Source organism: Streptomyces sp. NPDC059455 (assembly GCF_042750115.1).
GTDB classification, from domain to species: domain Bacteria; phylum Actinomycetota; class Actinomycetes; order Streptomycetales; family Streptomycetaceae; genus Streptomyces; species Streptomyces endocoffeicus.
Genome location: NZ_JBHYVB010000107.1, coordinates 1 through 23,638 on the forward strand (window position 1 = coordinate 1; position 23,638 = coordinate 23,638).

General features: G+C 69.0%; 11 protein-coding genes and 1 pseudogene. 8 read left to right on the forward strand and 4 right to left on the reverse strand.

Annotated features, from left to right (window positions below; all coding sequences use genetic code 11):
- Together ACFXB5_RS31665 and ACFXB5_RS31670 are read left to right on the forward strand one after the other, a co-directional pair.
- Nucleotides 1–1,293: M23 family metallopeptidase (locus ACFXB5_RS31665; RefSeq protein ID WP_385214198.1), on the forward strand; the 1,293-nt coding region annotated here is incomplete at its 5' end.
- A 107-nt stretch (nt 1,294–1,400) separates the two neighbouring features.
- Nucleotides 1,401–1,907, forward strand: a pseudogene (locus ACFXB5_RS31670) (sulfurtransferase); the annotation flags it as partial.
- 291 nt (nt 1,908–2,198) lie between these two features.
- On the opposite strand, the gene ACFXB5_RS31675 reads toward ACFXB5_RS31670, so the two are convergent.
- Complete coding sequence (locus ACFXB5_RS31675; protein ID WP_385214201.1) at nt 2,199–2,585, reverse strand: BlaI/MecI/CopY family transcriptional regulator; 387 nt, start codon at nt 2,583–2,585, stop codon at nt 2,199–2,201.
- 346 nt (nt 2,586–2,931) lie between these two features.
- Between ACFXB5_RS31675 and ACFXB5_RS31680 the strand changes: the two genes are divergently transcribed.
- Nucleotides 2,932–3,147 carry a metal-sensing transcriptional repressor gene (locus ACFXB5_RS31680; RefSeq protein ID WP_385214248.1) on the forward strand — a complete coding sequence of 72 codons (216 nt, stop codon included), beginning with the start codon at nt 2,932–2,934 and terminating at the stop codon, nt 3,145–3,147.
- 211 nt (nt 3,148–3,358) lie between these two features.
- Here the strand turns inward: ACFXB5_RS31680 and serA are convergent, their stop codons facing one another.
- From serA to ACFXB5_RS31695, 3 genes are all read right to left on the reverse strand, one after another.
- The gene (serA, locus tag ACFXB5_RS31685) at nt 3,359–4,948 is read right to left on the reverse strand and encodes a phosphoglycerate dehydrogenase (RefSeq protein ID WP_385214204.1); all 1,590 of its coding nucleotides are present in this window, start codon (nt 4,946–4,948) and stop codon (nt 3,359–3,361) included.
- Between the two features lie 129 nt (nt 4,949–5,077).
- Nucleotides 5,078–6,403 carry an MFS transporter gene (locus ACFXB5_RS31690; RefSeq protein WP_385214206.1) on the reverse strand — a complete coding sequence of 442 codons (1,326 nt, stop codon included), beginning with the start codon at nt 6,401–6,403 and terminating at the stop codon, nt 5,078–5,080.
- Nucleotides 6,403–7,548, reverse strand: coding sequence for a PLP-dependent cysteine synthase family protein (locus ACFXB5_RS31695; protein WP_385214208.1), 1,146 nt, complete (start codon nt 7,546–7,548; stop codon nt 6,403–6,405). The genes ACFXB5_RS31690 and ACFXB5_RS31695 overlap by 1 nt, the downstream gene beginning before the upstream one ends.
- 1,949 nt (nt 7,549–9,497) lie before the next feature.
- On the opposite strand from ACFXB5_RS31695, the gene ACFXB5_RS31700 reads away from it, so the two are divergent.
- The 5 genes from ACFXB5_RS31700 to ACFXB5_RS31720 all read left to right on the forward strand — a co-directional run bounded on the left by ACFXB5_RS31700 (nt 9,498) and on the right by ACFXB5_RS31720 (nt 23,077).
- Nucleotides 9,498–10,286, forward strand: a complete 789-nt coding sequence (locus ACFXB5_RS31700) for a DeoR/GlpR family DNA-binding transcription regulator (RefSeq protein ID WP_385214211.1) — start codon at nt 9,498–9,500, stop codon at nt 10,284–10,286.
- Between the two features lie 464 nt (nt 10,287–10,750).
- Nucleotides 10,751–13,963 carry a TIM-barrel domain-containing protein gene (locus tag ACFXB5_RS31705; RefSeq protein ID WP_385214214.1) on the forward strand — a complete coding sequence of 1,071 codons (3,213 nt, stop codon included), beginning with the start codon at nt 10,751–10,753 and terminating at the stop codon, nt 13,961–13,963.
- The gene (locus ACFXB5_RS31710; RefSeq protein WP_385214251.1) at nt 13,879–15,699 is read left to right on the forward strand and encodes a glycoside hydrolase domain-containing protein; all 1,821 of its coding nucleotides are present in this window, start codon (nt 13,879–13,881) and stop codon (nt 15,697–15,699) included. Before ACFXB5_RS31705 ends, ACFXB5_RS31710 begins: the two co-directional genes overlap by 85 nt.
- On the forward strand, nt 15,696–19,337 hold the full coding sequence (locus ACFXB5_RS31715) for a beta-galactosidase (protein WP_385214216.1): 3,642 nt from the start codon (nt 15,696–15,698) through the stop codon (nt 19,335–19,337). Before ACFXB5_RS31710 ends, ACFXB5_RS31715 begins: the two co-directional genes overlap by 4 nt.
- Entirely contained in the window at nt 19,334–23,077 is a 3,744-nt protein-coding gene (locus ACFXB5_RS31720) for a beta-galactosidase (protein ID WP_385214218.1), read from the forward strand. The genes ACFXB5_RS31715 and ACFXB5_RS31720 overlap by 4 nt, the downstream gene beginning before the upstream one ends.
- Nucleotides 23,078–23,638: the final 561 nt, after the last annotated feature.

Consider the following 23,638-nt stretch of genomic DNA (forward strand, 5'->3'; position numbering starts at 1 on the left):
GTCCCGGCCGGGACCCAGTCCCCCGACGCCGCGTACGGGATCTACCATGCCTACTACCACGATGGTGCCCAGCACGGCGGTGTGAGATCCAGCGGTTACGACGAGGACCCGCTGTTCGGCGCGATGCCCAGCGTGTACGACACCACGGCCGCCCTTTACGACGAGCCCGACCATCGGCTGTCGGGCAACACCTACGGCTATGACCCCACCACGATGCGGGACACCCCCGGCCATGCGGAGATGAGCTCGTCCGCGGCCGACCTGGGCCCGGCAGACCCGAGCGGGTACATAGCCCAGTGGGAGGACTCCACCGGCCAAGGGCGCGATGGGGTCGACTCCACAGCATGCTTCGCAGACTCCGAGTCACAGACGCAGACGTGGAGCACGGGCGCCGCCGCGGATTCCGGCACTTCCTGCGGGTCTCCTGCCTCACCGAACCTCATTTCCTCTCCGGCCGATGAGCCGCCCTGCCTGGTATCGCACGTCCAGGACGCCGCCGAGGACGCGGGGATCGCCTCACCCGGACCGAGCCGTGCCGACGTCCGTAACCGTCGTGCGTCCGCCCGGCGATCCGCGCTCCTGACCGTCGCCGTCCCGTCCGCTGTCGTTATGGCCATCACAGGAGCTGCGGCCGTCTCCGTCAGCGTCGACGACCAGGATGAGAAGGCCACACAGGCCGCGCCGGACGCACCACAGGTCATCGAGCCGTCGGCCGCCAACGGCAAGCTCGACGCGCAGCTCGCCGGTGTGACACGCGGCGCAGATGACTTCGCCGATCGCGCCAGCCGTACGCAGCAACGCATCGATCTCAAGCAACGTCAGCTGCAGGAGCAGAGGCGCAAGGCGGCCGAAGCCGCACACAGAAAGGCGGAAGCGGCACGCAAGGAGGCGCTCCGCCCGAAGTTCGCTCTTCCCGTCGCACAGCGAGGAGTCGGCGAACTGTTCGGAGCGGCCGGCTCCATGTGGTCGAGCCGGCATACCGGACTCGACTTCCCCGTGCCCATGAACACCCCGGTGATGGCCGTCACCGACGGCACGGTCGAAGCCAAATGGAATCCGTTCTACGGAAACATGGTCATCGTCACCGCTCCCGATGGCACCGAGACCTGGTACTGCCACCTCGCCAGTGCCAAAATCCGCGCCGGCCACGTCAAGGCGGGAGAGGCCATCGCCTACGCGGGAAGCTCAGGCAACTCGTCGGGGCCACACTTGCATCTTGAAGTGCATCCCGGCGGCGGCGACGCGATAGACCCATTGGCCTGGCTTCGCGGTCACGGCCTCGACCCCACATAACAGCAATGGACGCGGCGCCGGCGGGCTACCACTATGGAATTGACACCCGCACCGATGAGAGTTGACCCGCAAGTTGTGTTCGCCGAGGTGGACGAGGACGTCAGCGCCACAACTGGTTCGCCGCGTACGCCTACTGGTACTTCAAGATCTATGGACATGACCGGGTACGTCTGCTCGACGGCGGCCGCAAGCTATGGGAACCGCAGTCCCGGCCGCTCACCGCTGAAGTACCGCAGCGGCCCAGAACCGACTACACGGCCCAGGAACCGGACTTCTCGATCCGGGCCTTCCGGGATGAAGTGCTGGCCGCGATCGGCGAGAAGAACCTCATCGATGTCCGCTCTCCGCAGGAGTTCTCTGGGGAGCTGCTGGCCCCAGCCCACCTGCCGCAGGAATCGGCGCAGCGAGGTGGTCATATCCCCTCTGCCAGGAACGTGCCGTGGTCGAGGGCGGCCAACGATGACGGCACCTTCAAACCGGACGAGATGTTGCGTGACCTCTACCGCGATGCGGGGGTCGACTTTGGCCGGGACACCATCGCGTACTGCCGGATCGGTGAGCGCAGCGCCCACACCTGGTTCGTCTTCCACGAACTGCTCGACCACGTGAACGTCTGGCTCCGCGATACCCGGGTGCACGGCTGGCGGAGTCCGTGCCGGAACAGTGGCCTGATCAGGGACATGGATACGGTCCGTAGCTCGGCCAGTCCCTGTGCGGCGGAACGGGCCGCCGAATTCGGCGTCTCGTCCGGGCGGGGCCGACACACTCTTACCCAAACACCTAAGCAGACTAGGTTCAGTGGTGGCCGGCAACAGGAGGAGACTCGCCATGGCCGACAAGGCGGAGCATCCGGCCGCCCACCATGGCCAGGGCGGCGGCGTAAGCGAGCAGCGCCAAGGCGACGATCAACGGTCGCGGTCCTCGCTCTGGGCCCTGCCGTCCCGGGCAGCGGCGAGCAGACGGCGCAGTTCGGCGGCCTCGTCCGGCTCCATGGACTCGACCAGGCTCACCACCGCGGCCGCGCGGTCGTCGGCCACGGCCAGCACCTCGCCCATCAGCCCGGCGACGTACTGCTCGCGACTCGCGGTCGCTCCATAGCGGAAGGCGCGCCCGTCCTTCTCCTTGGACAGCCAGCCCTTGCGGTGCAGCACCTCGGTCACCGTGTGCACGGTGTTGTAGGCCGGTTCGGGCTCGCGGTCGAGCCGCTCCAGCACCTCCCGCACACGCAGCGGCTTGTCTGCGGCCCACACCGTGTCCATGATCGCGGCCTCCAGGTCCCCGAACCGCGGCATAAGCCCTCCTTCTGGCCTCGGCGCATCATCGCAATCCTAAGCCGCCTAGGAACCGGCCTTCATCATCGTCCGCTCCCCCTGGGCCCGGCACTACCCTGCCCGCCAAGTACGACGCTCAGAGTGCGACACGAAGTCGCATCACGTAAGTAAGGACAGCCACGTGAAGGAGGTATCGATCGGCTGAACTTCGGGCCAGTGTCCAAGGCCCGTCCCCGCGCTCGCATGCGTCGCTGGTAGCGGCGGGGTGTGAAGCCGAGCGTTCAAGCCCAAGAGCACCCCGGCCATCGGCGAGCAAGCGACGGTCACGGGACCCGGTGCTGGAAGGGACCAAGCGACCTCCGGGTAACTGAGTCCGGGCCGGCCTCTCGGCCGAAGGCAGAACCCCGGTCTTCGCCGCGGTCGACGGCCGGGCCGCAGGTGTCCTCGCCGTCGCCGACACCGCGACCACGAATCCGACCACCTCGCCCGGCTCCACAAGGCCGAAGGCCAAGTACGCGGGATCACCCGCATGGTCGTCGACGACCGCTACTGCATCGACCTTCTCACCCCATCAGCGCCGTAACCCATCTACCCGCGGATCAACGCCTTCGCCGAAGCGCATGGCCGTGGAACCGGAGCCCAGGCCGCGCGCCCTGGCGGAGAGGGCCGCCGCAGACGCCACCGCGCCGGTGAAGGTCCTCCCCGGCCGCCTAACGAAAACCTCGAGCGTGCGGCCTCGGGCCGCCCACCGCCGAAGCAGTGAGCGGCCCGGGTTCTACGACCTTGGTATGGGGTCAGCCGAGGGTGACCGAGCGGGCGAAGGTGGCGTCGGTCTCCTGGGCGATTTCGTTGAGTACGTCGGCGGGGACGTTGCTGTCGACGTTCAGGACGGCGAGCGTCTCACCGCCCGGTACGGACCGGGAGACCTGCATGCCGGCGATGTTGAGGCCCGACTCGCCGAGTATGTGGCCGACGGTACCGACGATGCCGGGCCGGTCCTTGTACCGCAGGAAGATCAGGTGGTCGCTGACCGCGAGGTCGATGGTGTGCTGACCCACCGACACGATCTTCTGGATGTTCCTGGGGCCGGCCAGCGTGCCGGACACCGCGACCTGCTCACCGCTGGTGAGTGTGCCGCGGACGGTCACCACATGGTGGTGGTCGGGGGACTTCGAGCTGGTGGTGTGGCGCACATCGACCCTGCGTTCCCGCGCGAGCAGTGGTGCGTTGACGTAGGAAACCGCCTGGTCGACGACGTTCTCGAAAACGCCCTTGAGTGCGGAGAGTTCCAGCACCTTGACGTTGTGCCGGGTGATGTCGCCGTGCACCTCGACGTCGAGCCGGACGGCGACCTCGCCGGCCAGGGCGGTGAAGATCCGGCCGAGATTCGCGGCGAGCGGCACGCAGGGGCGGACGTCCTCGGCGATGACGCCGCCCTCGACGTTGACCGCGTCCGGGACCAGCTCTCCCGCGAGCGCCAGCCGCACCGACTTGGCGACGGCGATGCCCGCCTTCTCCTGGGCCTCATCGGTCGAGGCGCCCAGATGTGGGGTGGCCACGACGTTGTCGAACTCGAAGAGCGGGGAGTCGGTACACGGCTCCTGGGCGAAGACGTCCAGACCCGCGGCGGCGACGCGGCCCTCCTTGAGCGCGCTGGCCAGTGCCTGCTCGTCGACGATCCCGCCGCGCGCGGCGTTGACGATCCGGACCTCGGGCTTGACCTTGTGCAGCGCCTCGTCGCCGATCAGACCGACGGTCTCCGGGGTCTTGGGGAGGTGGACCGTGATGAAGTCCGAGACCTCCAGCAGCTCGTCGAGCGAGAGGAGCTTGACGCCCAGCTGCGCGGCGCGCGCGGGCTGCACGTACGGGTCGTAGGCGACGACCTTCATCCCGAAGGCGGACATCCGCTGGGCGACCAGGACGCCGATCCGGCCGAGGCCGACGACGCCGAGGGTCTTCTCGCTCAGCTCCACACCGGTGTACTTGCTGCGCTTCCACTCGCCGTTCTTCAGCGCCGTATTGGCCTGCGGAATGTTCCGCGCGGTGGCGATGAGCAGGCCGCAGGCGAGCTCGGCGGCGGTGACGATATTGGAGGTCGGGGCGTTGACGACCATGACGCCGGCCTTGGTGGCGGCGGAGACGTCGACGTTGTCGAGGCCGACCCCGGCGCGGGCGACGACCTTCAGCTTCTTGGCGGCGGCGATGGCCTCCGCGTCGACCGTGGTCGCGCTGCGCACCAGGATCGCGTCGACATCCGCGATCGCGGGGAGGAGTTCGGCTCGATCGGCGCCATCGCAGAGCCGGATCTCGAAGTCCGGGCCCAGGGCGCCGACAGTGGCGGGTGACAGCTTTTCAGCCAGGAGTACGACAGGTTTCGAGCTCACGGTGGATTTCCATCCCTACGGGTTCGTTGAGGAGCGGCCGCCTCGGCGGCCGCATACGGCGGCGACTTCGACGCATGGCCGGCAGGGAGGACGGAGGAAAGCTCGTCCTCCCTGCCGCAGGAGCATCGGTCAGGCAGACACCGACTCGGGCTGTGTCTCGCGTACCGGCGGCGCGAGGCGGCCGGTACGCTGCAGTCCGTACAGGGCGGCGGCACAGGCCAGGCCGAGCGCGCAGAGCACGATCCACGGGAGCGCGGAGACGCCGGCCGCGCGGGCGGCGTCCAGAGAGGCCCCGGTCAGCAGGTTTCCGAGCGTGATGCCGACGCCGCAGATGGTGTTGTAGAGCCCGTAGTGGGTGGCGACCAGGCGGTCACCGGAGAGCCGGACGATGGTGTCCATCTCGAACGGGTAGGCGATCATCGTCCCCACCGCCAGGAGCAGAGCGGAGAGCGCGGGCGGGACGGCCGCGAGCAGCCACAGCTCCACTCCGCCCTCCGGCACGGGCACGGCCGTCGGTACCAGCAGGGGCAGGAACGCCACGCCCATGGTGAACAGCCCCCAGGCGAGTGCCCGGCCCGGCTCCATGCGGGCCTTGCACCACTCGGTCACCTTGGTCTGGAAGAGGATCGTGCTCAGGCCCGAGACGGCGAAGAGCATCGCCACCGCCGCTGTCCCGGACGTTCCGTCGCCACCCAGGCGCCGCACTTCCAGCGGCAGCGCGAGATAGACCTGGAACTGCATGACATAGAAGCCGATCATGGCGACCGAGAACAGCAGGAACGGCCGGTTGGCCACGATGGTGCGCCACTGGGACAGCACGCCGTCCTGCCCGCCGCTTCCCTTGGTGGTCGGCGCGTCATCTGCCCGGCGGGCGGGCAGACTGCGGAGCTGCACGATGCTCAGCAGCGCGAAGATCCCGGCCGACACCAGGCAGGCGACGCGGAAGTCGACACCGGTGAGCACCATGCCGACGAGTGGGCCGAGCAGGATGCCGGCCTGGTAGAAGATGTTGAACAGCCCGAACGCTTCGACCCTGCGCTCCCCGGCGTCCGCCGCCAGATAGGCCCTCACCGCCGGGTTGAACAGGGCGCCCGCCAGCCCGGTCGCCGCGGATGCGGCGAGCAGCGCGGGCAGCGCGTCCACCAGTCCGAGGGTCGCGAAGCCGACGATGCGGAGCATCAGCCCGGCGATGATCAGCGGCTTGTAGCCGAGCCGGTCGGCCAGGGTTCCGCCGACCAGGAACATCCCCTGCTGGCTGAAGTTGCGTATGCCGAGCACGAGCCCGACGGCCCAGCCGGCCAGCCCGACCGTGCCGGACAGGTGCGCGGCCAAGTACGGCATCAGCATGTAGAAGCCGAGGTTGATGGAGAACTGGTTCACCATCAGCAACTGGACGCTGCGCGGGTAGGAGCGCATCTGCGCCCAGGTTCCCTCGGAACGTGACTGCCGGTCCATCACCGGTCTCCCTCCTCCCGGGTGTCGAACTCAGCGAGCTCTGCGGCGTCGTTCTCCTGCGCCGGATCGGACAGGGTGAGCGGGTCGACCACGGTGGTGCACCGGGTCCAGCGGCTGACTTCCTTCTCGTCCAGGCGGCCGATGGTTTCCGGTTCGACGGGCGGCGGGGAGTCGAGCAGACCGTGGGTGGCGCAGTAGTCGTCGTCGTAGACCGTGCCGAGATAGCGTTGCGGGCCGTCGGGGAAGATCGCCGCGATCTTCGTGTCCGCGGGCAGGGTGCGGGCCAGCCAGCCCGCCACCAGGGCGGCCGCGCCGACGCTCCAACCGCCGGTGGCGTAGTGGGAGGCGGCGAGCCGGCGGCAGGTCCACACCGCCTCGGCCGGTGCCACCCAGTGCACCTCGCTGAAGTTGTCGTAGGCGACGTTGCGGGGGTAGATGCTTGAACCCAGGCCGCGCATCAGCCGGGTGCGGGCGGGCTGCCCGAAGATGGTCGAGCCGATGGTGTCGACGCCGACGAGTTTCAGCTCCGGGTACAGGGCCTGCAGCACCCGGGAGATGCCGGCGGAGTGGCCGCCGGTACCCACGCTGCACACCAGCACGTCGATGTGGCCCAGTTCGGAGGCCAGCTCCAGCGCGAGTGGGGTGTAGGCGGTGGTGTTGTCGGGGTTGTTGTACTGGTCGGGGCACCACGAGCCGGGGTGCTGCGCCATGAGCTCAGCCACTCGCTCGCGCCGCGCCTGCTGCCAGCCGCCGGTGGGGTGGGGTTCGGGGACGACGTCGACCTGGGCTCCGTAGGTGGTCAGCAGCTGGGTCATGGACCGCTCCAGCCCTGGGTCGGTGACCAGGGTGACGGGGTGGCCGTAGACCATGCCGGCCAGGGCCAGTCCCAGGCCGAGGGTGCCGCTGGTGGATTCGATGATCCTGGCGCCGGGGCGCAGATCACCACGGGCGCGGGCCCGCTCGACCATGTACAGGCCGGGCCGGTCCTTGATCCCGCCGGGGTTGAAACCCTCCAGCTTCGCCCAGAACCCCCGGTCAGCGGGGGTGAGGGGATCGGAGATCCGGAGAACCGGGGTGTCGCCCACGAGCCCGGACAGGGCCGAGCGGGCGGGAAGTGTGATCTCGGTTGTGGTCTGCGGGTGCATCTTCCGCTCTCATCGGTGGTGTGACGGGGTTTCGTCGGGCGCGCCGTCCGGCCCAGCAAGAGGCATTCGCCTCGGTACCTGGTGGCGGCACGCGCGGCCCGTGTCGATGGCCGCGAAGGCCCGTCTAGATCCGCCACCGGCAGACGACGGCGAGGGTGGACCGGCCTGAACGCCGTATCCGGGGTCTGCTTCCTCCGTGTCGAGCGACCCACCGCTGGCCGGCAACGGCGGAGGGCACTCCCGCCGCCACTCCGGCGAAGTCGGCGATGACCGCGGTGTCCGTGAACAACTGCCGGGCACGCGGGAGAACTTGGCTGACCACGTACGGCGCGCAATGTGCACCGCAGTGTGGATGCGGTCCGTGGGGCATCGCACGCTCGGTGTCTGCCGACGCGAGCGAGGGGAGACCGGCCGAGGCCGAGGGTCGGCCCCGCGTGTGGCTGTCGTCAGCGTGCGTCGCAGAACAGCCGAACGCCCACAGCAGCAGGACTCCGAGGACGAAGACCAGCGGCCGCAGCAGCCGAGCCCTGGTAGCCGGGCAGCTGATGTGAGCGTGGGAAAGGGGGTGTAACGGCACGGTTCCTCCGGGGAGCGGCCGCCGCTCCCACGGCGTGGGGAGGGAGCGGCGGATCGGGATCAGCAGGCATCCGAGCAGGCAGGCGCCGAGGAGCGGTCCGTTCAACGCGAGGAAGCGTGGCCACGGACGTCCAGGGAGCCGGGAACTGACCGCACTTGGCCGCCCCGTCCCGCAGGGCGGGCCTGTCATCTCTCAGGAGAGCGGCGGCCAGTCGGGTACGCCGGAATCTAGACCTGCTGCACCACGGAGACTCTCGAACCCATCAACGAAGGAACGGCCGACTTCGACCGGAAGGGGTCGGACTTCCCCAATGCAAACGGGCGCGTCGATGGCACACGGCCCCATGTGGACAGACTTGGAGCGGCCAGATACGGGTCCTGCTGGGGCTGGCCGGAGACGCAGTCTTCAACCAGGTGGGGCGAACCGTCACCCTCGTGCTGGCCGTCGATTGCCGCGAAGTCAGACGACGCGCTCGCGACAGCGCCGCCCCGTCCGGCCCCGCTGTGACCTTCCTGCATCACGGCGGACGCGTGTGCGGGCGCGGTTGCACCAACCCTTGCGTGCCCCTGGACGCTCTCCGCGCTCGCGCCGTGCGTGACCAGGACGCCGAACACCAGCACGGCCAGCCACAGCAGACGCAATAGCCCCGCGGAACGGAGCCATTGCATGCCGGAGCGCGACCAAGCCGTAACCATGCCGTGATCGTATCCATTGCCCGGCGGCGCGGCGCAATCTTCCCTACGAAACACAGAGTTAACAGCTGTACACACTTTTCACGCAATGGATCAGGCTGTTGCTTCGGCTCTCATAAAACGGCAGGTGGCCCCACCCTCGGCACCCATTCGCACGAGCCGCGATCATCTGGCCCCCCGCCAGACGTGATCCGCCTCACGACTCCGTCGACGGCCTCGTGATCTCACTCGCCCCGTGGAACATCGCCGATGCCCCTGCGGCGATGGCGGAGACGGTGCGCGTGCTACCGCGCCGAAGCGTAAGGCCGAGGTCTACCGGAACCTCGGTCTCAAGCCGATCCACGAGCCCGGAAAACAGCTCGTGCGGGCCGAGGCAACGCTCGACCCGCACAAGTTGGGGATATCTTCTGTGTCCGAGGACCGACACGCACCATACGTACACGCCCGTCTTGCGCGGGGAGCTGCTTCTGCCGTAGCCACGGTCATGGGTAGAGCCGGGCAGCGCCGGGCAGCCTCCGCCACGGCCATCAGCGCGGGCCGCGCAGAGGAGTTCGGCGGTGGGGATCAGGGGCATGGAGTGGCGGTGGCCTTCCCTCACGGCTGAAATGATCGTGGACGAAAACGCTTGTTCCGGCGAGCTAAAGTCTTGGGCCCGCACACCACGGAACAAGGGATGACACATGGGGGCACCGCAGGCCAGATGGAGCGCGTTGCTGGAGATACTGACGCGCGACGGACGGATCGAGGTCGAGGCCGCCGCTGACGCGATGCAGGTCTCCGCCGCCACGATCCGGCGTGATCTGGACGAGCTGGCGCGTCAGCAGATGGTCACCCGTACCCATGGCGGCGCCGTGATCAACGCGATCGCGTACGATCTGCCGCTCCGTTACAAAGCCGCGCGCAACGCTCCGGAGAAGGAGCGGATCGCCGACGCCGCGGCGGGCCTGGTGAAGGCGGGCGCCGTGGTGGGTCTGAACGGCGGCACCACGACCACCGCGGTCGCCCGTGCGCTGACCGCCCGGCCGGAGCTGGGCACAGAGGGCGCCGGGCCCTCGCTGACGGTGGTCACCAACGCGCTGAACATCGCCAACGAACTGGTTGCACGCCGCCATGTGAAACTCGTCGTCACCGGCGGCGTGGCCCGCCCTGCCTCGTACGAGCTCACCGGGCCGCTCGCCACCGAGGTGCTCACGCGGATCACCCTCGACCACGTCTTCATCGGCGTCGACGCGATCGACGTCAGATACGGTGCGACGGCCCAGGACGAGGGCGAGGCCGACATCAACCGGGCGCTGGCACTGCGGGCCGAACAGGTGGTCGTCGTCGCGGACTCCTCCAAGCTGGGCCGGCGGGCCTTCGCCCGGATCTGCCCGGTGGAGGACGTCCATGTGCTGGTGACCGACAAGGCGGCGGGCCCCGCGCTGACCGACCCGTTCGCGGCTGCGGGCGTGGAGATCGTCCGGGCCTGAGCGTCGCCCTTGTCGCAGAACAACAGCCGTGCGCTGGAGTGCTTGATTCTGATCGAAACTGCCAGAATCAAGCATTCACATCCATCATGCGCACGGGATGGCCCAGGGGACGGCCCCGAAGACGCGCGAGGCGGCGGGCGCCTTCGCGCCTGACCCGCGCTCAGGAAGCAGAACCGCACGAATCGGGCGTGGTTCACCCAGAATTTACCGCCGTCTTCCCCTGGCTCGCGGTCTCAGGAGCCAGTGCGCCAACCAGGGAAATCCACCGTCACCAGGGACGTCGGGCCTGATGGTTGGGGTCAAGAAATCACGGCGACGAGTGTTGACAGTTGACTTAAAACGCAAGAATATGAACAGAAATAAGCATGATCTTGCAGTGCTACTCAACGACACCATGCCCGCCCCGCAGGAGGACGTGAGTGCGCACCCACCCCCGTAGATCGCGCGAAACCCGCGGATTCGGCATGCTTCTGGCCGCCGCGCTGGCCCTGGCGCTCATACCGTCCGTGACCGAACCCCTCACCACACCGGCCCGGGCAGACACCTCCGCCCAGCCGAAGGTGACCCGCAGCGCGGATGCCCTCACCGTGTCCGTGCCGGCCACCGAGAAGACCCCCGGCTACATCATCGACATCGCCACCGGCGAACTCGCCATCACCACCGAGCGCGCCGGAGAGGCCGTGCTCAGCACAGCGGGCGGCGAGACGGGGGGCCTGCGATTCCGCTCCGGCGGCCAGTGGCAGCGAGCGACCGAAGTCACCGACTGGGCATGGAAGGACGGCGTCCTCGCCCTCACCGTCGACACCACGCTCGACGGCGCCACCGTCAAAGCGCGGCTGACCCCCACATCCGACCGCTACCAGCTGGACTGGGACGTCGAGGGCGGCAGCCCCGACCAACTCGGCCTCGCCTACGACCTGTCATCGGCGGGCCACTGGTACGGCCACGGCGAGGCGGAGACCCCGCAGGGCGGCCCCGGTGTCAACCAGCCCTGGCCGCTCGACACAGGCGAGGTCGACCACGGAGCCTTCGGCCCGGCCTCGTACAACATGATCGACCCGTTCTGGTACACCTCCACCGCGACCGGCCTCCGGGTCGACACCGGGGATGTCATGGACGTGGCGCTCAACAAGGACAAGGACGGCCTCGGCCGCTTCACCGTCGAGTCGCCCGACACCTACAAGGCCACCGTGTTCGTCGAGTCGACCCCGCTGGGGGTCTACCGCGACTACATCGGCATCGTCGGCAAGCCGGACAAGAGCGATGCCACATACGAGCAGTACGCCAAGCCGCTGTGGAATTCCTGGGCACAGTTCTACACCAAGGTCGACCAGGAGAAACTACTCGACTACGCCACTGATCTCGACAACAACGGCCTTGACGGACACACCATCCAGCTCGACGACAAGTGGGAGTCGAACTACGGCAATCTGACCTGGGACCCCACGACCTTCCCCGATCCCAAGGGCATGTCCGACAAGATCCACGACATGGGGTTCGACTTCGGCCTCTGGGTCACCCTGTGGATCAACCTGGACTCGGACAACTACCAGCACGCCGTCGACAACGGCTACCTCCTCATGGACGCCAAGGACACCAGCAAGCCCTGCGAAGTGACCTGGTGGAACGGCCAAGCCGGAATCATCGACCTGGCGAACCCCGACGCCAGGGCCTGGTACGAGGGCAACCTCAAGAAGCTCATGGACACCTACGACGTCGACGGGCTGAAGTTCGACACCCGCTTCTTCGACGAGAAGTGCGCGCCGCGCGAGGGCCACCAGGCCACCGACTACCAGAAGCTCGGCACACAGCTCGCCGACGAGTTCGACCTCCAGGGCGCCGGCATCCGGGCGCACTGGAACGAGACGGCCCACAAGGCCGGCTTCGTCACCCGCCAGGTCGACAAGGGCACCGGCTGGGACTCCCTGCGCGCCTCCGTCACCCAGAACCTGGCGATCTCCACCATCGGTTACCCGTTCGTCGAGTCCGACATGGTCGGCGGCTCCGGCGGCCAGCCCGCGCCGTCCAAGGACGTACTGGTGCGATGGGCGCAGTCCGCCTCGCTGATGCCGCTGATGTACGCCTCGACGTCACCAGTGGACACCAATGACACCACCACCGGACAGAAGGTGGACTACGACCAGGAGACGGTCGATCTCTACCGGCAGGCGATCGAGACGCACAAGAAGCTCGCCCCCTACATCTGGGACCAGGTCCAGTCCACCCTGAGGACCGGCGACCCGATCATGCGGCCCCTGTTCTTCGACTTCCCCAAGGACAAGGAGAGTTACACCGTCACCGACGAATGGATGCTCGGCCCGGCCGTACTCGCCGCACCCAAGCTGAGTACCGGCGCCACCCGCACCGTCCATCTGCCACCCGGCACCTGGTACGACGTCAACCACGGCACGGTGATCCACGGCCCCAAGAACCTCAAGGGGTACGCGGCACCGCTCGGCGTCACCCCGGCCTTCGTCGACCTCAAGGCCAAAGGCGCCGCCAAGGCCATCAAGGCCCTGAAGCGCCACGACGTCCCGGCCGCCTCCGTCCTGATCAGCCCTGACGCCCCGTCCACCGGCTCCGGCACCCCCTTCGAGGTGACCACCGAGGCGACCAACTGGTCCACCCGGGCCATCAGAAACGTCCAAGCGGCGCTGGACCTCCCCGACGGCTGGACCGCCACGGCGACCGGCCCCACCACCGCGAAGTCCCTCAAGGCCGGCGGAACACTCACCACCACCTGGACGGTGACCCCGGCCGCCGACGCGCAATGGGGCGGTCACGATCTCACCGGGAGGGTGAGGTACGACCGTGGCCAGAAGGTCTCCGACACCGTGCGGGCCGAGGTCAAGGCGGCCCCGGGCAGTGTGGCGGCCCCGTATCTGACGACCGCCACCACCGATGACGCCCGATACGCCCAGGGCGGTGACCAGTTCGCCATCTGGGCCGGCGGGCAGGACCTGTCCGGCTGGAAGGACGAGAAGGGCGTCATTTACCTCCACGACGCGGCCGGCGAGAAGGCCACGGTGCAGGCTCAGCTGGTCTCCCAGGACAGCGCCTCTCCCTTCGGCAAGGCGGGGATCGCCCTCGCCAACGATCTGACCGCGCCCGGCAAGGGCGGTTACGCGGTGCTGGTCATGACCGAGCGGTACGGGCTGGAGTTCATGACCGACAGCGATGGCAACGGCGCGCTCGACACCTGGGCGGGCGGTGGCTCCACTTACCACCCGGCGTATCTGAAGCTGACCCGGGACGGCACCTCCTACACCGCGTATGCCAGTAAGGACGGCGAGACCTGGTCGCGGGTCGGCACCGCCGAGGTGCCGTCGGCCGCCGGCACCGGTGACGCCGGGATGGTCGCCAGCGCGGCCAACGTCAGTTACCCCGGCGAGAACATCGAGGCCGCTTACCGCGGTTTCCCCGCCACCTCCGGCCCCCCCCGGCCCGGCGTCCCCCCCCCCTCCCCGGCACCCCCCCCCCCCCCCCCCGGGGCCCCCCCGGGGACCATGCCCCCACACGTCCGTGAGAGAGGGAGCACAGACCCATGGCACGTACGTCCGCAGCTGTCGCCGGCTTCGTCGCGGGTGTCGTGGTGGCCGCGAGCACCACCGCGATCGCCATCACCGGCGCGAACACCGATACCGACCTCGATTCCAAGGCCACCACCACCTGGCTGACGGTCAAGGTCGCCGACGCCATGGGCACCAAGGACACCATCACATGGGTGCCCACCGGATCCTTCGCCACCTCCGCGGAGGAGCGGGTCCCGCGCTACCCGATGACCGCCATCCAGGGCAAGGACACCAAGGAGCTGAACCTCTCCGCCGTACGCAACGAGCAGGTCTCGGCGCAGTTGGCGATCGCGTCCGGCCAGGATCTCGACAACGTCAAGGCCGTGGTCGGCGATCTCACCGGACCCGGCGGAGCGAAGCTGTCCGGAGACGACACCCAGGTCCGGTTCGTGAAGTACGTACCCGTGCAGCGTTCCAAGAGCGAGGTCGACTGGTCCGCCACCATCGACCAGGTCAGCTCCGGCAAGGAGGTCTCCGGCGACCGTAACCCCGATGTGGTGGGCGACCCCCTCGAGGAGCGGTCCTCCGTGGACGTGCCCGCATACGCGGCGCAGCCGCTGTGGTTCACCTTCCACATCCCCGAGAAGGCCAGGCCCGGCACCTACCGGGGCACGGTGAAGGTCGATGCCGACGGCCGCACCCAGGCCCGTTACCCGCTGACCATCGAGGTCGCGGCCACGAGCGCGCCCGACCCCGATGACTACGGCTTCTTTCTCGACGTATGGGCGCAGCCGGAGACCATCGCCCAGGCACACGGCGTGAAGCTCTGGTCCGACAAGCACTGGAAGCTGATCGGGGCCTACAGCCGCGACCTGGCTTCCCGCGGTCAGAAGGTCGTCAACACCACCATCGTCGACAACCCCTGGCACCACCAGTGGTCGCTGGGCACCCGGGAGTCGCAGACGGCCACGCCGTACTCCAGCATGGTCGGCTGGACCTGGGACGGGAAAACGTTCTCCTTCGACTTCGCCCGCTGGGACAAGTACGTCCGGACCGCCAGACGCGCCGGGCTCGGGCCCGACATCGGCGCCTTCTCCATGCTGGCGTTCCAGGACAAGGAGCACCTCACCTACACGGACACCCGTACCGGCAGGACCGTCTACGAGAACGTCGAGCTGGGCGGGGACCGCTGGCGGGAGGCGTGGGGGGCTTTTCTGCCCGCCTTCGAGAAGCATCTGAAGGCGAAGGGCTGGCTGGAGGACACCTGGCTGTCCTTCGACGAGCGCCCGATCAGCACCATGACGGTCGTCAAGGACTTCGTCCACGAGATCGCGCCGGCCTTCGACGACCGTATCTCCGTCGCCGGGTCGATCAGCACGGAGGGCGTCGCGTCGAACCTGTCCGTCGACTGGGGCGGCATCGACGCGATGACGAAGGAGAAGGTGGCGGAACGGCGCGCGGCCGGAAAGATCACCACCTTCTACGTGTACGGCTCACCGGCTCATCCGAACACCCTGTCGTACTCTCCCGCCGTCGAGTCACGCATGCTGCCGTGGATCTCCGCCCAGCGGAATCTCGATGGGTTTCTGCGCTGGTCGTACAACAGTTGGACCCGCGATCCCTTCGATCAGCCGGTGCACATCTTCACCCAGGGCGACGAATACCTGGTCTACCCCGGCAAGGACGGGCCGATGTCCAGCATCCGCTGGGAGCAGTTGAAGGAGGGCGTCGAGGACTACGAGCTGATCGCCGAGCTGAGGAAGAAGGAGGCCGGCGCCGCCGACAGCGACGCCCTGACCGAGGCCCTCGCCACGGCGACCCGGAACCTCGACGGCCGTACGAAGGACGTCACCGACATCGAGACCGCGCGGGCGGCCGTGGTGAAGGGGCTGACGTCATGAAAGGGCGATGGCGCTCCCTGTTGCTCGCCGCGCTTCTGACCGTCATTCCCCTGACCGGTCCGGCCGCCGCGACACCGGCTCAGGCGAAGCCGCGGACGCAGGAGCACACGGTCGCCTACGACCAGTACTCCGTGAAGGTCGACGGCGAGCCCCTGTACATCTGGGGCGCCGAGTTCCACTACTTCCGGCTGCCCAGCCCCGACGCATGGCGTGACGTACTCCAGAAGATCAAGGCCGGCGGATTCAACGCGGTCTCGCTGTACTTCGACTGGGGTTACCACTCGGCCAAGCCGGGTTCGTACGACTTCACCGGCATCCGTGATGTGGAACGGCTGCTGGACGAGGCCGAGCGCGCGGGTCTGTATGTGATCGCCCGCCCCGGCCCGTACATCAACGCCGAGGTCTCCGGTGGCGGCTTCCCGGCCTGGCGGAAGACGCGAAAGGGCGTGAACCGCACCTCCGAGACCGACTACCTCGACGACGCGCGCGAGTGGATGAGCCGGATCAACCACATCATCGCCCGCCACCAGCTCACCCGAGGCACCGGCACGGTGATCCTCTACCAGGTCGAGAACGAGTACCAGGGCGGCCGCGCGGACGCCGACTACATGCAGACGCTCATCGACTGGGCGAAGGACGACGGCATCGACGTGCCCACCTTCGTCAACGACGGCGGTGCCAACAAGAACTGGGTGAGTGGCAAGGGAGCCCCCGACATCTACGGCTTCGACGCCTACCCGCAGGGCTTCGACTGCTCGAAACCCGACACCTGGAAGAACCTGCCGGACTATTCGTACGCGGGTGAGTGGAAGCCCGAGTCCCCGCTGATCATCCCGGAGGCGCAGGGCGGCGCCTTCGACCCCTGGGGCGGCACCGGGTACCAGGACTGCGCGCAGCTCACCGGCACCGACTTCACCCGGGTGTTCAGCAAGATGAACATCGCCGCCGGGGTGAGTGGCCAGTCCTTCTACATGACATACGGCGGCACCAACTGGGGCTGGCTCGCCGATCCGAACGCGGTGTACACGTCGTACGACTACGGGGCTCCGATCAACGAGTCCCGTCAGCTGACCGACAAGTACCAGGAGTTCAAGCGCCTCGGGTACTTGGTCAACTCGGTCCGCTCGCTGGCGCGGACCGACAGGGCCGAGGCGCCCACTCCTTCCGATGAGGCCCTGCGCGTCGACCGGCGGGTCAACCCCGACGACGGCACCCAGTTCCTCACCGTCCGGCACGCCGACACCCGGGTGAAGGACAAGGATGAGACCACTCTGTCCCTGACCGGCGCGGACGGCGACTATCCGCGCGTGCCGCAGCAGGGCACGATCACGGTCGACGGCCGGGACGCCAAACTCCTCGTCGCGGGCTACGACCTGGGCGATCAGCGGCTCGTCTACTCCACCTCGGAGATCATGACGCACGCACGCGTCGGCGACCATGACGTGGCGCTGCTGTACGGACGCAAGAGCGAGGCCGGTGAGACCGTCCTGCGGTACGCGAAGCGGCCGAAGGTCACGGTGCTCGACGGCGATGTCACCACCGCCTGGGACGCCGAACGTGGCGATCTGCGGCTGGACTACACCCACGACGGGCTGGCCCGAGTGCTGGTGAACGGCCTGGAACTGCTGATCGCCGACACCGCGGAGACCGCCCGCTGGTGGCGGCAGGACACCGCCGCGGGCCCGGTCCTCGTGCGTGGCCCGTCGCTCGTCCGTACGGCCGAACTGGACGACGGAACGCTGAAGCTGACCGGCGACTCCACCGATGCCTCGAAGATCGAGGTCATCGCGGATGCCACCAAAGTGACGTGGAACGGCCGCGCGGCGGCCGTCACCCAGGCGCCTCGCCCCATCGAGTTGCCCGAGCTGACGACGTGGAAGTACAAGGAGGAAGCGCCGGAGTCCGCCCCCGGCTTCGACGACTCCGCCTGGACCACCGCCGCCAGGCTCAGCGCCAACAACGCCGAACTGGACGGATCGCTGCCCGTCCTCGCGATGGACGAGTACGGCTACCACCACGGCGACGTCTGGTACCGCGGCCGGTTCACGACCACGGGGAAGGCGACCGCGATCGCGCTGAACGCCAACACCGGACCGACCGGCCAGTACGCGGTGTGGCTCAACGGCAGCTACCTCGGCAGCTCCGGCGACGGCGCGCACACCTTCGACATCCCGGCGGGGACGATCGAGGCGGAAGGCGACAACGTCCTCTCCGTGCTCGTCGAGAACGCGGGTCACAACGAGGAATGGGGCCATGACTACTCCAAGGAACCGCGCGGCCTGCTCGGCGCCGAGGTGATCGGTGGGGCCACCACCCTCACCTGGAAGATCCAGGGCGGCCGGGGCGCCGAGCACCCGGTCGACACCGCACGGGGCCAGTACAACAACGGCGGGCTGTACGGGGAGCGGGCCGGCTGGTCGCTGCCGGGTTACCCCGACAACGGCTGGAGCCGCACCACCCTGTCCGGGCAGACCGGGAAGACCGGGCCCGGCGTGCGGTGGTACCGCACCACCGCCGGGCTCGACCTGCCGCGGGGCCAGGACAACGCGATCGCGTTGGATCTCGCCGAGCCCAAGGGCGGAAGCACCGACTACCGCGCCCAGATCTTCGTCAACGGCTGGCTGATCGGCCGCTACCTGGCCGACACCGGGCCCCAGACGCGCTTCGTCATCCCCAAGGGCATCCTGCACGAGCAGGGCGGCAACACCATCGCCCTGGCCGTCTGGTCCACCGAGAAGGCCTCTGGCCCCGGCTCCGCGACCCTCGTCGACCTCGGCGCGTCGGCGGGCGGGATCAAGGTCCGTACGGTGGACGCGCCCTCGTACGACGCCAGGACCTACGCCATGCCGGCGTCGGGCGCCCGGGTCACCGTCGGCGCCGAGCCGTTCCTTAAGCCCGGCACGGCCACCGATGTCCCCGTCACGCTCACCGTGCCGAAGGGCGCGCCGACCGCCCGGAACGTCAAGCTGGCGCTGACCGTGCCGGACGGCTGGACCGCGACCACCGACGACACCACCCGCTTCGACCGGGTCCGGCCCGGCGACACGGTGACCGCGGCCTATACCGTCACCCCGCCCGGCGACCCGGTTCACTACGCCGTCCTGTCCGCGACCGCGGAGCTGACGCAGACCGGCCGTCCAGGCACCGTCACCGGCCGGCGGGCGGTGCAGGTGCCGCCGCCGGGGCTGTCCGCCGACGCCTACGTGAGCGACCTGACGCTGGTCAAGTCGGTCAACGGCTGGGGCCCGGTCGAGAAGGACGCCTCCAACGGCGAGTCCGCGGCGGGCGACGGGCGGCCGCTCGCGATCGGCGGCACCACCTACGCCAAGGGCCTCGGCGTGCACGCGAACAGCCAGATCCGGGTCTACCTCGGCGGCGGCTGCACCCGGTTCACCGCCACCACGGGGGTGGACGACGAGGTCGGTGACAACGGCAGCGTCTCCTTCCAGGTGATCGCCGACGGCCGCTCCCTCTTCACCGGTCCGGTGCTGTACGGCTCCGGCGGCGGCGCCGCGATCGACGTGGACGTGACCGGTGCCCGCTGGCTGGACCTGCTGGTCGACGGGGACGGCGATGTCTCCACCGACCACGCCGACTGGGCGGACGCCAAGCTGACCTGCCCGGGAGGCACCTCGTGAACTCCGTTCGTCTTCCGCCCTCTTCCGGCCTCGGGCGAGTTGGACGGCTGCGCTCCGCGCTGGCCGGAGCACTGGCCGCCGTACTGCTCGCGGTCCTGTCCACGGCGGTGCATGCCCACGCCACGGGCACAGCTACCGAAACCGCCAAGGCCACGCCTCATACGGTCAGTTACGACAAGTACTCCGTCAAAGTCGACGGCGAACGACTCTTCGTATGGTCCGGAGAGTTCCACTACTGGCGGCTCCCCAGCCCCGACCTGTGGCGTGACGTGCTTCAGAAAATCAAGGCAAGCGGTATGAACGCCGTCTCGATCTACTTCGACTGGGCCTACCACTCCCCCGCGAAGGGCCGTTACGACTTCAGCGGCGTCCGTGACGTCGACAAGCTGCTCGACATGGCCGAGGAGGCCGGGCTCTATGTCATCGCCCGCCCCGGACCGTACATCAACGCCGAGACGGACGGCGGAGGCTTCCCCGGCTGGCTGATGACCCAGAAGGGGCAGGCCCGCTCCACCGACCCCGGATACCTCGCCGCCGCCCGCGAGTGGCTCCGGGAAATCGACCGGATCCTCGCCCGCCGCCAGGTCACCGACGGCACCGGACCGGTGCTGCTCTATCAGGTCGAGAACGAGCTGTACGACCCGGAAGGGCGTGACTACATCGTCGAGTTGAGCAAGCAGGTGCGGGCCGACGGCATCAGCGTGCCGCTCGTCGGCAATGAGCCGATGCCGCAGTACGCGGGCGGTGAGGGTCTGGACTTCGTCGGCGAGCTGGACCAGTACAACTCCTTCTGCAAGGGCGAGTGGTGGCTGCCCGACCTCAAGCGGCAGCAGGACGACGCACCGATGGCGATCTTCGAGGCGGGCACCGGCTGGTTCCAGACCTGGGGAGACACGGGCTACGAGAAGTGCCGGGAGAAGATGGGCCCGGCGTACCAGAAGATCGTCAACAAGCACGAGGTCATGCAGGGCACGACGATCGAGAACCTCTATATGGCCTACGGCGGCACCAACTGGGGCCGGCTCGCCGACCCGCGCCAGGTCTACACCTCGTACGACTACGGCGCACCGATCAGCGAGCCGCGCCAGACCGGCGCCGACTACGACGAGATGAAGCGGCAGGGCCTCTTCTACACCACCACAGGACCACTCACCGCGACCGATCCGGCCGACGCGCCCGACTCGTCCAACGACGCCGTGCACATCGAAGCCCGCGCCAACCCGGACACCGACACCCAGTTCCTCTACCTTCGGCACGGCGACCCAATGGCCGGCGCCGACGCCACCACCACCTTCGACTGGGCGACCCCGGACGGCACCTATCCGGTCACCGCGCGGCTGAACGGCAAGACCGGCAAGATCCTCGTCGCCGGCCACGACCTCGGCGGCCGGCAGCGGCTCGTCTACTCCACCAGCGAGCTGCTGACCAGCACACGGGCCGGCGGCCGCACGCAAGCCGTGCTGTACGGCGGCGAAGGCGACCCCGGGCAGACCATGCTCCGTTACTCCGCCAAGCCCAAGGTCACCGTGGTCGACGGCGAGGCCGACGCCACCTGGGACGCCGAGCGCGGCGACCTGAAGCTGGACTACACCCACTCCGGTCTCACCCGGATCCTCATCCAGGGCGGCGGCCGCCCCGATCTGCTGCTCCTCATCGGCACCGACGACCAGGCCGCCGATTTCTGGCGGCAGGACACGGGAGCCGGTCCGGTCCTGGAACGCGGCACCGAGCTGGTCCGTACGGCATCCGTCACCGGCCGGACGCTCACCCTCACCGGAGACGCCCGGAAGGCCGGGCCGCTGGAGGTCTTCGCACCGCCCGGCGTACGGAGCGTCACCTGGAACGGCGTACCCCTGAAGGTGAAGCCGACCGCGTCCGGCAGCCTGCTCGGCACGGTGCCCGGTCCGAAAGACGTCACCCTGCCCGAGCTGACCGGCTGGAAGACATCCGCGGAAACCCCCGAGGCCGACCCGGACTACGACGACTCGTCCTGGACGTACGCCGACAAGCTGACCACCGGCAACCCCACCGCGCCCGGGACTCTGCCGGTGCTCTACCAGGACGAGTACGGCTACCACTACGGCTACGTCTGGTACCGGGGCCGCTTCAAGGCCAGCGGCACCGAGAAGTCCCTCTCCCTGACCGCCTACGCGACCAACCCGGACACCGGCTCAGCCGCGGTGGGCGCGTACTCGGTGTGGATCAACGGAAAGTTCGCCGGGACGAGCAGGACCGGCCGCCGGACCTTCCCCCTCGCCGACGGCCTGCTGCGCAAGGGCAAGGAGAACGTGATCTCCGTCCTGGTCGGCACCATGGGCCACAACGAGGACTTCACCTGGAACAGCGACGACCACAAGCAGCCGCGCGGGCTGACCACGGCGTATCTCGCCGGCTCCGACGCGCAGATCACCTGGCGCATCCAGGGTTCCCGGGGCGGCGAAAAGCCTGTCGACACCGTGCGCGGGCATATGAACAACGGCGGTCTGTACGGCGAGCGGGCGGGCTGGACCCTGCCCGGCTTTCCGGACCGCTCCTGGGCCGACGCCACACTGCCGGCCACCGACAAGACCCCCGGCATCGCCTGGTACCGCACCACCTTCAACCCCCGGCTACCCAAGGGCCAGGACGTCTCCGTCGGCGTCACCATCACCGACTCCCCCGACCGTGACTACCGCGCCCTCATCTATGTCAACGGCTGGCTGATGGGCCAGTACGTCAACGACACCGGCCCGCAGCACACCTTCCCCATTCCAGGCGGCGTCCTCCGCGCCGACGGCAAGAACACCGTCGCCATCGCCTCGTGGAGCGAGGACGCCAAGAGCGGCGGCCTCGGAAAGGTCGGCCTCACCACGCTCGGCAATGTCACGTCCTCGCTGCGGGTCGCCGATGTGGCCGCTCCGGCCTACGACGCCACCGCCTACGCCGACCCGCCCACCCCGGCCTGGGTGACCGTCGACGCACCCGACGCCGTCGAGCCGGGCGGCAGCTACCAGGTGACGGCCGCGGTCTCCGTCCCGGACGAGGGCAAGCCGCTCCGCGACCTCACCCTGAGCCCGGACCTGCCGGACGGCTGGACCGCGACCCCGGCCGGCCCGGTCCGGCTCGGCACCCTGGAACCCGGTGCCTCGGCGAGCGCGAAATGGACCGTCTCCGTGCCGTCGGCCCAGAAGACCGGCACCGTCGCGATCGTCGGCGCCACCGCCGAATTCACCCGGCACGGCAAACCCGGCTCGGCGGCCGGGGAAGAGGTGGTGGCGGCGCAGCCACCGCCGCTCACGGCCGGCGAACACTACGTCAGCGATCTGCCGTTCCAGTCCAGCAGCAATGGCTGGGGCCCGGTCGAACGCGACCAGTCCGTCGGCGAGAACCCCGAAGGCGACGGCCGGCCGCTCAGCCTGCACGACACCGTCTACGAGAAGGGCCTCGGTACGCACGCCGCCAGCAGCGTCCAAATGTGGCTCGGCGGCACCTGCACCACCTTCCACGCGGCCCTCGGCCTCGACCAGGAGACCTACGGCCGCACCGACGGCCCGGCCACCGTCACCTACACCGTCCTCGCCGACGGAACGCCCGTCTACGAGAGCGGCACCGTCGACCGGGACACCGCGACGAAGAAGATCGACGTCGGTGTGGCAGGCGCGCGCCGGCTCGAACTCGTCGTCTCGGACGCGGGGGACGGCAACGCCCTCGACCACGCCGACTGGGCCGACGCCAAGCTGACCTGCGGCGGCGGTGCCTGATGTCCGGCGTGAGCCGAACCCTCCGCCGCTGCTCGGCGGCGCTGGCCCTGGCCGCCCCGCTGCTCGGCGCGGCCCCGGCAGCCGCCGCGACCGGGCCGATCACCCTCGCGACGCCGGGCTACGAACTGCGCATGGCGACGGACCGGTTGACCCTCACCACGGTACGGGCGGGCCGGACCGTCCTGGCCACGGCGGCGGGGGCGTTCCGGTTCCGGATCGGCGCTGACTGGTACCTCGTCCGGGAGGTCACCGACAGCGCCCGCGACGGCGACACCCTGCGCGTCACCGCCGCCACCGATCTGCCGGGCGTCACCGTCGACCTGAGGATCACCCTGCGGTCCGACCGCTACGACGTGACGTGGTCGCTGTCCGGGGCGACCGCGGACGCGCTCAGCACGGCATACGGCCTGAAGAGCGCCGGGCACTGGTACGGGCACGGCGAGAACAGCGGCCACCGGAGTGTGGCGCGACGTGGGCCGCGGCACGGTCGTCCACGGCCCCGTGACACTCAAGGACTATGCGGCGCCTCTCGGGATCACCCCGGCGTTCGTGAACCTCAAG

Excerpts from the sequence above, each read along its gene's own strand:
- ACFXB5_RS31675 (WP_385214201.1), bottom strand. The coding sequence starts at position 2,585 with ATGCCGCGGTTCGGGGACCTGGAGGCCGCGATCATGGACACGGTGTGG.
- ACFXB5_RS31690 (WP_385214206.1), bottom strand. The coding sequence starts at position 6,403 with ATGGACCGGCAGTCACGTTCCGAGGGAACCTGGGCGCAGATGCGCTCC.
- ACFXB5_RS31695 (WP_385214208.1), bottom strand. The coding sequence starts at position 7,548 with ATGCACCCGCAGACCACAACCGAGATCACACTTCCCGCCCGCTCGGCC.
- ACFXB5_RS31700 (WP_385214211.1), top strand. The coding sequence starts at position 9,498 with ATGGGGGCACCGCAGGCCAGATGGAGCGCGTTGCTGGAGATACTGACG.
- ACFXB5_RS31705 (WP_385214214.1), top strand. The coding sequence starts at position 10,751 with ATGCTTCTGGCCGCCGCGCTGGCCCTGGCGCTCATACCGTCCGTGACC.
- ACFXB5_RS31715 (WP_385214216.1), top strand. The coding sequence starts at position 15,696 with ATGAAAGGGCGATGGCGCTCCCTGTTGCTCGCCGCGCTTCTGACCGTC.